Raw genomic sequence first — 699 nt, forward strand, 5'->3', positions numbered from 1 at the left:
ATAAAAAGACTATATTTTTAGTTATAACAGCTATAGAAGGAATTAAAAAAGCTATTAATTTAATATATGTTAATATTAGAACAGAATATATATTTAATCAAATAACTAATTATATATTAAATCAAGATAATTATGCTGAATTTAGTAAAAATTTTAATTTAATATTAAATTTAAGTAATGATTGAAAAAATCATTGATTTGCTGGTTTTACAGATGGTGATGCCAGTTTTCAAATAGAAATACTTAATAGTAATAAAAAAATTAAAGTTATGTTAAATTTTCAAATAGATCAAAAAAAAGAATATATTTTATTATATATTAAAAAGTTTTTAGGTTGAGTTATATCATATAATCCATTAAATGGGTTATATACATATAATTCTTATAGCTATGGGTCAGCCAGAAATATTATCTCCTATTTTAACCATTATCATCTATTGTCTAGTAAACATGTTAATTATTTAAAATGAAGAAAATCATATATAATAATTCAAAATGGAGATAATTTAAATAAAAAGGGGATTGAAAAAATTATTAAATTTAAAAATACAATGAGTTATACACGGTGTGTTATAGATCGTGATTATAAATAATGCCTTTAACAGGATAAGCTTAGTATCTCATAATAATAATATTTCAATTTAAGATAAAGTACTAACAAGAATGTTAAGATCTTGAGTATTAATTATGAATAGATTA

General features: G+C 19.3%; 1 protein-coding gene and 1 pseudogene. Both read left to right on the plus strand.

Annotated elements, in window-relative coordinates:
* The coding region (locus tag JS756_RS38955; protein ID WP_205387454.1) for a hypothetical protein at window positions 1–185 on the plus strand (185 nt) is incomplete at its 5' end.
* Between the two features lie 24 nt (window positions 186–209).
* Window positions 210–470, plus strand: a pseudogene (locus tag JS756_RS38960) (LAGLIDADG family homing endonuclease); the annotation flags it as partial.
* Between the last annotated feature and the right edge of the window lie 229 nt (window positions 471–699).

Source organism: Streptomyces actuosus (genome assembly GCF_016921115.1).
GTDB lineage: Bacteria > Actinomycetota > Actinomycetes > Streptomycetales > Streptomycetaceae > Streptomyces > Streptomyces actuosus_A.